This window comes from Arthrobacter sp. TB 26 (genome assembly GCF_000427315.1).
Taxonomy (GTDB): Bacteria; Actinomycetota; Actinomycetes; order Actinomycetales; family Micrococcaceae; genus Arthrobacter.
This window is the reverse complement of sequence record NZ_AUPJ01000394.1, coordinates 11,444-20,508: the sequence shown is the minus strand read 5'-3', so window position 1 is coordinate 20,508 and position 9,065 is coordinate 11,444. Positions and strand designations below refer to the sequence as shown.

Annotated in this window: 7 protein-coding genes and 3 pseudogenes (1 of these 10 cut by a window edge); 5 read left to right on the top strand and 5 right to left on the bottom strand. The window is 69.4% G+C overall.

The annotated features are described in order from the left end of the window. Positions 1–683 (top strand): annotated as a pseudogene (locus K789_RS0115390) (ATP-dependent helicase); the annotation flags it as partial. Next, positions 676–1,569 (top strand): DNA-formamidopyrimidine glycosylase family protein, encoded by an 894-nt coding sequence (locus K789_RS0115385; protein WP_024367531.1) that lies wholly within the window; start codon positions 676–678, stop codon positions 1,567–1,569. The pseudogene K789_RS0115390 and the gene K789_RS0115385, both read left to right, overlap by 8 nt. A gap of 178 nt (positions 1,570–1,747) precedes the next feature. Here K789_RS0115385 and K789_RS0115380 read toward each other — a convergent pair whose 3' ends face one another. Beyond that, a complete protein-coding gene (locus K789_RS0115380) occupies positions 1,748–2,380 on the bottom strand; it encodes a YczE/YyaS/YitT family protein (protein ID WP_024367530.1) in 633 nt (210 codons plus the stop codon). A 61-nt stretch (positions 2,381–2,441) separates the two neighbouring features. Between K789_RS0115380 and K789_RS23270 the strand changes: the two are divergent. Then, positions 2,442–3,924: pseudogene (locus K789_RS23270) on the top strand (PLP-dependent aminotransferase family protein); the annotation flags it as partial. Between the two features lie 186 nt (positions 3,925–4,110). Here the strand turns inward: K789_RS23270 and K789_RS0115370 are convergent. Both K789_RS0115370 and K789_RS0115365 read right to left on the bottom strand, forming a co-directional pair. Then, a complete protein-coding gene (locus tag K789_RS0115370; protein ID WP_029705133.1) occupies positions 4,111–4,803 on the bottom strand; it encodes an SRPBCC family protein in 693 nt (230 codons plus the stop codon). Beyond that, complete coding sequence (locus tag K789_RS0115365; protein WP_024367529.1) at positions 4,796–5,446, bottom strand: winged helix-turn-helix domain-containing protein; 651 nt, start codon at positions 5,444–5,446, stop codon at positions 4,796–4,798. The genes K789_RS0115370 and K789_RS0115365 overlap by 8 nt, the downstream gene beginning before the upstream one ends. Positions 5,447–5,583: 137 nt before the next feature. Here K789_RS0115365 and K789_RS0115360 point away from each other — a divergent pair, with 137 nt between their 5' ends. Both K789_RS0115360 and K789_RS0115355 read left to right on the top strand, forming a co-directional pair. Next, on the top strand, positions 5,584–6,540 hold the full coding sequence (locus tag K789_RS0115360) for a pseudouridine synthase (protein WP_024367528.1): 957 nt from the start codon (positions 5,584–5,586) through the stop codon (positions 6,538–6,540). Between the two features lie 85 nt (positions 6,541–6,625). Continuing rightward, complete coding sequence (locus tag K789_RS0115355; protein ID WP_024367527.1) at positions 6,626–7,252, top strand: DedA family protein; 627 nt, start codon at positions 6,626–6,628, stop codon at positions 7,250–7,252. Between the two features lie 16 nt (positions 7,253–7,268). On the opposite strand, the gene K789_RS0115350 is transcribed toward K789_RS0115355, so the two are convergent. Both K789_RS0115350 and ppc read right to left on the bottom strand, forming a co-directional pair. Further along, positions 7,269–7,574 carry a hypothetical protein gene (locus K789_RS0115350; RefSeq protein ID WP_024367526.1) on the bottom strand — a complete coding sequence of 102 codons (306 nt, stop codon included), beginning with the start codon at positions 7,572–7,574 and terminating at the stop codon, positions 7,269–7,271. A 43-nt stretch (positions 7,575–7,617) separates the two neighbouring features. Then, positions 7,618–9,065: pseudogene (ppc, locus tag K789_RS23265) on the bottom strand (phosphoenolpyruvate carboxylase); it runs 1,368 nt beyond the window's last position.

Here is a 9,065-nt window from a genome sequence, read left to right as displayed (position 1 = left end):
CTCCCCCGCTGGCCGCTGGCCGCTGGTCTGCCCTCCCCGCACCCGAGCTGGACGCCACCATCCACGCCCGGGCCATCGCGGAACTCCTGCTGGACCGGTACGGTGTGGTCACCCGCGGCTCGGTCATGGCCGAGAACATCCTGGGCGGCTTCGGCCTGATGTACAAGGTCCTGGCCCGGCTGGAGGAAGCCGGTCGGTGCCGGCGCGGCTACTTCATCGAGCACCTGGGCGCGGCACAGTTCGCTGTTCCAGCGACCGTGGACCGGCTGCGGTCCTACGCCGAGGACACCCAGCTTCACAAACCCGAACCGGTGGCCCTGGCCCTTGCTGCGACGGACCCCGCCAACCCCTACGGCGCCGCACTGCCCTGGCCTGCCCTCAACGTCGAGGCAGGGACCGGCCACCGCCCGGGCCGGAAGGCCGGCGCCCTGGTGGTGCTGGTCGACGGCGCCCTGGTCCTCTACGTGGAACGCGGCGGCAAGACCCTGCTGGCGTTCAGCGAGGACACGGAGGTTCTGGCTGCGGCCGGCGCGGCCCTGGTCAGTGTGGTGACCCGCGGTGCGGTGGACAAACTGATCATGGAAAAGGTCAACGGCCACGGCATCCTGGACACGCCCGTGGCAGCCGCACTGGCCCACGCCGGGGCCTACTCCACGCCCAAGGGATTGAGGATCCGTGCCTGAGGGCGATTCGGTCTTCCGCGCGGCCGCCCAGCTGCACGCCGCGCTGGCGGGCCAGCAGCTGATCTCCTCCGATTTCCGGGTGCCGCGGTTCGCCACGCTCAAACTGGGCGGCTGGACCGTGACCGAGGTGGTCCCGCGCGGCAAACACCTGCTCATGCGGTTGGAGGGACCCGCACGGCAGCGTGGCGGCATCCCGGCGGAACCGGACCGGCTGACGATCCATTCCCACCTCAAGATGGAAGGCACCTGGCAGGTCTACCCGCCCGGCGGCCGCTGGCGGAAGCCGGGATTCACCGCCCGCTGCGTGCTGCGCACCGCCACGGCAGACGCCGTCGGGTTCTCGCTCGGCATCCTCGAGGTGGTCCGCAGCTCCGAGGAAGATTCAATAGTCGGACACCTTGGTCCGGATCTGCTGGGACCTGACTGGGACCTGGCCGAGGCGGAGCGGCGGATCCGTGCCGCTCCGGACGTCCCGATCGGCGTCGCTCTGCTGGACCAGCGGAACCTCGCGGGGATCGGCAATATCTACCGCTGCGAGGCCTGTTTCCTCTCCGGCGTGCACCCGGCAGCGCCCGTCTCGGCCGTGCCTGACGTGGCGGCCATCATCACCGACGCCAAGCTGCTGCTGGAGGCCAATCTTGGCGCGGGCCGCCGGACCACGGTCCTGAATCAGCGCGGTGTTGCCGTGGGCCGGACTTCCGGGCTGCCCGGCTACTGGGTCTACCGGCGCGAACACCAGCCGTGCCTGAAGTGCCGGACACCGGTGCGGCGCGGAGTCCTCACCAAGGCCACCGGCACCGGCACCGGCACCGGCACCGAGGAGCGGGACATCTACTTCTGCCCCACCTGTCAGCCGCTGCCGGGTGCCGGCGGGAGTGCGGGATAGATGCGTCCAGGGTGCGGCGCGATGAGGTCACGACGCGGCAATGAACTGGCGACGCGCTAATTACCTGACGCCCACCGAATTCCGGTAGCGAGCGGCACTTTGCGCGTCGCCAAGGACTTCCCGCATCGTCAACCTGCATTACGTGATGCAGCGGCAGCTCGGGACTGCGCCCAGTGGCTCAGGGGCCGGCGACCGCCGGATCGGCTGCCACCACCGGGAGCGCGGACTTCTTCAGTTCCGGCACGGTGAACCGCGGCAGCAGGAGCTGCACCAGCGGGCCGATCGCCAGGGCGTAGAGCACGGTCCCGATGCCGACCGAGCCGCCGAGCAGCCAGCCCGCGGCGAGCACCACGATTTCAATGCCGGTCCGGGATGTCCGCACGGACCAGCCTGTGCGCCGGGCGAGGCCGGTCATCAGGCCGTCCCGCGCACCGGGTCCCAGCCGGGCACCGATGTAGCAGGCGGAGGCGATTCCGTTGAGCACGATGGCCCCTGCGAGCATCCCGGCCTGCCCGCCGAGGTGGGATATCTCAGGGATCAGCGCCAGTCCGACGTCGGCGAAGACGCCCACCAGCACGGCGTTGCACAGTGTGCCGACACCCGGCCACTGGCGCAGCGGAATCCACAGGAGCAGCACAAGGAAACTCACGATCACCACCACCGTGCCAATGCTGAGCCCGGACTTGACCGCGAGGCCCTGGTGGAACACATCCCAAGGGTCCAGGCCCAGGCCGGCGCGGATGAACATCGCCAGGGATATGCCGTACATGGCGAGGCCGATAAGGAGCTGAAGGAGCCTGCGGGTCATCATGCAACCCATCCTCCCCGAAAACTGGCCTTGCATTCCATAGCCAGTTTGAAATACTGGCTCTATGTCCGGATCCCTGAACCCCAGTTCGCTGGCCCGATTGCTCGGCGAATGGAACCTCGGTGCAGCCCCCGCCTACCGGGAGCTCGCCGACGTCGTCCGCCTCCTGGTCCTTGACGGCCGAGTGCCGCTGGAGGTTGCGCTGCCCAGCGAACGGGCCCTGGCCGCGACGCTCGGCCTCAGCCGCACCACCGTCACCGCCGCGTACTCGCTGCTGCGCGAACAGGGATTCCTCAGCAGCGGGCAGGGCAGCCGCGGCCGGACGTGTATCCCGCAGACCAGTCCGGTCGGCGGCCGCACCGGCGGCGCGGCGAACCTCAGCGGCGCTCCGGGCCTGGCCGCCCCGGACGGAATCCTCGACCTTGCCTACGCCTCACTGCCGGCCAGCGGCGAGGTGGTCCACCGGGCATTCGCCGCCGCCCTGACCGAGCTTCCGGCACTGCTGCCCGGTTTCGGCTATGACGCCCTCGGTGTGAGCCCGCTGAGGGACGCCATCGCCCGGCACTACTCGGCGGCCGGCGTGCCCACCACAGCGCAGCAGATTCTCGTGACCTCGGGCGCGCAGCACGCGCTGAACATCGTGCTGCGCACCCTGGCCGGCCGGTCCGACAAGGTCCTGGTGGAGCATCCCAGCTACCCCAACGCGCTCGACGCCATCCGGGCCGCGGGCTGCCGGCTGGTTCCAGTAGCCATGCCCGCGGCCCATACAGCCACCCGCACCCGGCCGGTTCCCGGCGGCCGTCCGGGCTGGGACCTGGAGGCGATCGAGAGCGCACTGCTGCAGCAGCGGCCCGCCATGGCCTACGTGGTCCCGGACTTCCACAACCCCACCGGGCGGCTGATGTCGGATGCCCAGCGTCGCCGGCTGGTCCGCGCCGCCACCGCAGCCGGCACGGTCCTCGTGGTCGACGAGACGCTCCGGGAGTTGAACCTCGACGGCGCCGAGTCCACTCCGCTGGCAGCCTTCAGCCCCGCCGTCGTCTCCATCGGTTCGCTCAGCAAGTCGCACTGGGCCGGGTTGCGGACCGGCTGGATCCGGGCCGAGGAGCCGCTGATCCAGCGGTTCGCCGCCGCCCGCACCACCATGGACCTGGGCGGTCCGGTCGTGGAACAGCTCGCGGCGGCCCACCTTGTCAACGCCCTCTCCGANGCTCCCGGCACGGCTGGTCTCCCTGCGGGACAACCGGGACGCGCTGCTGGACCTCATCGCCGGACACCTTCCGGGCTGGCAGAGCGAACGGCCCGACGGCGGACTGTCCGTGTGGTGCCGGCTCCCGGCCCCGATCAGCACCGCCCTTGCCGTGGTGGCCCCGGACTTCGGCATCCGGCTCGCGGCCGGCCCCCGGTTCGGCACCGGCGGCGCTTTAGAGCACTACCTCCGGGTGCCGTTCACCCTGCCCCCGGAGCAGCTCGAAACCGCGGTGGCGGCGCTGCGTGCAGCCCAGAACCGGCTGGAGGCTTCCCCGCAGTTGCGTCGCGGNNNNCGCCCGCGGCGGCCATCGCCTGAGCCTGCCGCCCGGTGCGACCAGGCCCGAGCGCACGGCCCGGCGACGCGGATACTTCTCCACGAGGCGAAAAATTCCTGGCGCGCCCGGATTCCGGTGTCGCCAGGAATTTGCAGTGTCGCACGGGACTTTCGGTGTCGCCCTCAAGGCCCCCGAGTTGCGGATCTGCTAGGCGTAGACCTTCTCGAGGAAACCGCGCCAGGCCTTCGCCGTGGCCGCGGAGTCCCCGCCGCCGCTGAAGTCGTGGACCGTCATCCCGACCGGGGCGCCGAAGGCATTGCGGCCGAAGAACCTGTACAGCGTGTCCGCGGTGCGCAGGCCAAGGAAGTTCTCGTTGGCGAAGTCCACCTCCGCGGAGAGCGTTCCGACGCCGTCGAGCTCAAGCTCCACGGCGCGGCCAGGCGCCGTCCCCTCGACGCCCAGGGCCTTCTTGAGCCGGACAAAGCCGTCCGGCGTCGCCGAGGAGGGCGGGGCCTGGACGTCGGTGAAGACCACGGGCCTGCCGTCAAAATACCTCAGGTACTGGCCGAGGGTGTGCAGGTAGAACTCGGTGTGCTTGCTGGCGCCGTCGTATTGCTGGTCCCAGTCCTCGGCAAAGATGCCGCTGTGGACGTAGTGCAGCCGGGCCCGGCCGCCGTCGAGCGGTTCCAGCACGTGCTCCAGCTGGTTGAACCAGCCGTCCGGGCCGTCCATCCGGGAGACAAGGTGGGCAGGGAACTCATCCACCGTCCGCACGGCCGGCCACTCGTCCGTGGGGAACATCCACGCCGGGGTGCCCGTGGTGACGGCTTCCCAGACCCGCTCGGGGGTGCCGGGCAGTTCCGTGTCCACGATGATTTCGAAGTTCCGCTTGTCAGTCATTGTCCTGCTCCTTAGCTGAGGGGGTTTTGGGTGATGCCTTGGGTGAGGCCTTGAGTGAAGGGTGAAGTGCGACGACGAGGCGGTGCTTGCGTCCGCCGCCCGCAGTGGCGCCGGACCCCGGTCCGCCGTCGTGGTATTTGTCCACGAGCCGGGTCACGGCGACGCCGAGTTCTTCGGCGAACGCGGCCCGGTCCGCGGCGGTGCGGAAGGTGATCTCGCCGTCGATGGCGAAGGTGGCGAGTGGCTGTTTGGCCGCGGCGGCGCCGGCGATCAGCCGGCCCATCTCCTGGACCATCCGGCCGGCGAGCGCCAGCAGCCAGAAGGCCGAAAAACGGTCCGAGAACCGGTGCGGGTCGGGCGCCACGGACGCCAGTGCCGCCGGGGAGATGAGGTAGGAGGCTGCGCTTGCCCGGAGGATGCGCTCCGTGACGTTGCCCCGGCGTCGCTCCTCCACAAGTTCCACCAGCCCGTGCCGCTCCAGGGCCTTGAGGTGGTAGTTCACCTTCTGCCGCGGCAGGCCGACTTTCATGGCGAGCTGCGTGGCCGAGCCTGGCTCGGAGAGTTCCATCAGGATGCGGGTCCGGATCGGGTCCAGGGACGCCTCAGCGGCGGCCGGGTCTTCGATCACTTCGATGTCCAACATGCTTCCAGTATCGCTACCGACAGTTTTATTTGTCAAGAACATTTTTACCGTCGGAGCAGCAGCGGTGCGCCGAGGTCGCCGGAAGCCTGCGCCCTGCGAAGGGTGCGCCAACCCCGGCAAAGTAGAATGGACCGGTGATGCAATCCCCCCTCCCCGTGCGCGACGGCGTCAACGCGACCCGCCTCCGCCTTCCGGACGAGGGGCCCTGGGACACCGCGATGGACTACATGATGCACCGCTGGGGCCACATCGACCCGCAGGGCATCGAGGACCGCTTCGACGCCGGCGAGATCGTGGGCGAGGCGGGCATCCCCCTGGACCGCGCCACCCCGCTGCGGAACCACACGTTCATCTGGTACTACCGCACCCTGCCGCCGGAGGTCCGGATCCCGGTGGAACTGACAATCCTCCACCAGGACGAGCACCTCCTCGTGGTGGACAAGCCGCACTTCCTGCCCACCACCCCGGGCGGCACCTACATCCAGGAGTCGGCGCTGGTCCGGCTCCGGAACCAGCTGAACCTCCCGGACCTCATTCCCATGCACCGGCTGGACCGCATGACCGCCGGAATCCTGCTGCTCTCCACGAATCCCGAGACCCGCGGCAAGTACCAGGTGCTTTTTGAGAAGCGCCAGGTCCAGAAGGAGTACGAGTGCGTGGCCGCGGCCGCGCCTGCGCCCGGCCACCCCGCCGTCGAGTTCCCCGTGGTGGTCCGGAACCGGATGACCAAGTCCCGCAGCTACCTGCTCGCCGAGGTGGTCGACGGCGAACCCAACGCCGAGACCAGAATTGAGCGGCTGCGGACCTTGGACGGTCCTGCCCCGGAAACGCCCGACGACGCCGCCGCGGCCGCCCACCGCGCCGTATACCGGCTGGAGCCGCACTCGGGCAAGACCCACCAGCTCCGGGTGCACATGGCCTCGCTGGGGCTGGGGATCGTCAATGACGCCTTCTATCCGGAGCTGCTGGACAAGGCGCCGGACGATTACTCGAAGCCGCTCCAACTCCTTGCCCGCGGCATCCGGTTCGTGGACCCCATCGCCGGGGTGCCGGTGGAGTACCGCAGCGGGCTGGAGCTGAGCGAGGCCCGCTAGGCCTTCTCCGGAAACAAGTCCCCCGGGCCAGCCCCACAGCCCGTCATGGGCCGGCGTCCGGCCGGAAGTGCGGTACCTTGTGCCCATGGACTTCGGCAACGCTGACAGCTGGGGGGACACGATCTATTTCTGGATCATCCCGGTGGTCATGGGCGATGCCATTTTCCCGCCCATCCCGTCCGAAATGGTGGTCATCACCGGCGGCGCGCTGTCCGCCATCGGCCGCGCCAACGCTTTCCTGGTGGTCTTCCTCGCCGCGGGAGCGTCCTGGCTCGGCGACATCCTGGTGTTCCAGCTCTTCAAACGGCGCCTGAGCCATGTCCTGGACCGCTGGCGGTGGGGCCGCGCGTTCCATCAGGCCGTGCACACGGCAATCGGGAAGGCCGGCCGGTCTACCACCTACGGGGCCATCATCGGAATCCGCTTCATCCCCGGCGGACGGCTCGCGACGACTGCCGCCGCGGGCATCGCCAACGTCTCCACCCGCGGATTCAGCCTTTGCGCGGCCCTGGGTGGACTCCTCTGGGCCGCATGGTCCGTCGCTCTCGGTTATGCCACCGGCGCCGCCACCGGGCTGCCGTTCTGGGCAAGCTCACTGATCGGCGTCGGCGTCGGGATCGTGATCGGCGCCGTCGTGGGCGTGATCGTCACCCGGAAGCGCGGCAACCGCTCCCCCGTCGTGGACGGTCCCGAGGAGGAACTGGACTTCTGAGGCTGGCGCCCGGCAGTTACACGGGCGCCCAGCGGCCGCGGTTGCGGCGGAGCACCAACAGGTTTCCGGTTACCGCAACGCGTTCGACGGCGTCGCGCATCATCGCTGCCGATTCCAGCGCCTGGCTGTTCTCGCCGCTGTAGGAGGTGGGCTCAACGAGGAAGCGCAGGTTCAGCTGCGGGACCCCGCCGGCCAGGTCCAGCTGGTTCGCTTCGACGTGGTGCCGCGTCTCGAGTGCTTCGACGGCCGCTGCCATCACGGCCTCCGGCGGGTTGCCCGGCTTGAGTCCGGTGATCTTCAGTCTGGTCTGGAACGACGGCATGCAACCACCCTAACGGGACAGGCCCCCGGACCCCTCCTGGGGCCTAGCCGGTGTTGCGCAGGCCCGCCGCGACGCCGTTGACGGTGATGAGCATGGCGCGCTGCAGTCGCTCATCGATCTCGCCGTTGGGCATGCCCTCCCCTGCGGCCTCGGAACGCACCCGGCGCAGGAGTTCCACCTGGAGGTAACTGATCGGGTCGAGGTACTGGTCGCGGATCTCCAGTGAGCGCTTCAGGGTGGGTTGAGCGTCGAGCAGGAGGTCCTCGCCGGTCAGGTTCTGGATCTCGGTGACGGTCAGCTCGTATTCGGCCCGGATGGCATGGAAGAGGTGGTGGAGCTCCTCCGGCACCAGGGTGGAGACGTAGTAGCCGGCGATGTCCATGTCCGTTTTCGCCAGCGTCATTTCGACGTTGGAGAGCACCGAGCGGAAGAAATGCCAGCCGTCCATCATCTCCACCAGCCGGGCGGAGTTGCCGGCCTCGCGGGCGGCCTTGAGCCCGGAGCCGACGCCGAACCAGCCGGGGACGATCTGCCGCGACTGGGTCCAGCCGAACACCCACGGGATGGCCCGCAGGCCTTCGAGCCCGGCGCCGGAATCGGGCCGCTTGGACGGCCGGGAGCCGATGTTGAGGGATCCCAGCTGTTCCACCGGGGTGGAGGCCATGAAGTAGGCGGGCAGGTCCGGGTCGTCGATCAGGGTCCGGTACCGGGCGAAAGCGGCGTCGGAAATGGTCTCCATGACGTGGCCGTAGCGTTCGCGCTGGTCCTCCGAGGTGCGCGGGGTGCGGTGCAGCGCGGACCCCTGCATGACCGCCGCGAGCGACAGCTCCAGGTTCTCGCGGGCGAGTTCGGGCAGCGAGTACTTGTCCGAGATGACCTCGCCCTGTTCGGTGAACTTGATCTCGCCTTCCAGCACCCCGTTCGGCTGGGCCATAATGGCGTCGTAGGTCGGCCCGCCGCCGCGGCCCACGGACCCGCCCCGGCCGTGGAAGAGGCGCACCCGCACGCCGTGTTTCGCCGCGACGTCCCGGAGTTTGCGCTGGGTCTTGTGGATTTCCCACTGGCTGGTCATGACGCCGGATTCCTTGTTGGAGTCCGAATAGCCGAGCATGACTTCCTGGACGTCGCCGCGCAGCCGGACCAGCTCGCGGTATGAGGAATCGGAGAGCAGCCGGTCCACGATCTCGGCCGAGGCCCGCAGTTCCTCCACGGTTTCCAGCAGCGGCGCGAAGCCGATTTTGGCATAGGGCGCCGCGCCGAAGAGGTTGACCAGCCCGGCCTCGCGGGCCAGCACCGCCGCGGCCAGGACATCGTCCGCACCGCGGGTCATCGAGATGATGTACGTCTCGATGACGTCCGGGCCGTAGGTACGCAGCGCCCGCCGGATTTCGCGGAAGACGTCGTAGGTGCCGTCGGCGACGCCGTCGAGCTTGATCGGGTGGCCGGAGAGCGGGCGCCGGGAGGCAAGTTCGGAGCCCAGGACCTCGAGCC

Coding starts and splice junctions, on each gene's coding strand:
- K789_RS0115350 (WP_024367526.1), bottom strand. CDS start 7,574: ATGCCGTCGTTCCAGACCAGACTGAAGATCACCGGACTCAAGCCGGGC.
- K789_RS0115365 (WP_024367529.1), bottom strand. CDS start 5,446: ATGTTGGACATCGAAGTGATCGAAGACCCGGCCGCCGCTGAGGCGTCC.
- K789_RS0115360 (WP_024367528.1), top strand. CDS start 5,584: ATGCAATCCCCCCTCCCCGTGCGCGACGGCGTCAACGCGACCCGCCTC.
- K789_RS0115370 (WP_029705133.1), bottom strand. CDS start 4,803: ATGACTGACAAGCGGAACTTCGAAATCATCGTGGACACGGAACTGCCC.
- K789_RS0115380 (WP_024367530.1), bottom strand. CDS start 2,380: ATGATGACCCGCAGGCTCCTTCAGCTCCTTATCGGCCTCGCCATGTAC.
- K789_RS0115355 (WP_024367527.1), top strand. CDS start 6,626: ATGGACTTCGGCAACGCTGACAGCTGGGGGGACACGATCTATTTCTGG.